Consider the following 286-nt stretch of genomic DNA (forward strand, 5'->3'; position numbering starts at 1 on the left):
GCCCTCGGCCTGCTGCACGCCCACGTCGTGGCCCACCACTGATCACCTGAGCAAACAGGTCGGGGCGCGATCCGCCGGGTGGTGGATCGCGCCCCGACCTGTGTCAGCGGCTGTAAGGACTACTTCGAGGCGCCGGCCTTCTCGGCGACCGGGGCGTCCGCCTCCTCGCTCTCCGCGGGGGAGGACGCCGAGTCGGAGGCAGCCGCGCCGGCCTTCGTGCTGGCCTTGGTGCCCTTGACCGACGGGATCACGACGGTCGCGGTGCCGACGGGCACGGGCGTCGGGT

The organism is Promicromonospora kroppenstedtii DSM 19349 (genome assembly GCF_000515355.1).
GTDB classification, from domain to species: domain Bacteria; phylum Actinomycetota; class Actinomycetes; order Actinomycetales; family Cellulomonadaceae; genus Promicromonospora; species Promicromonospora kroppenstedtii.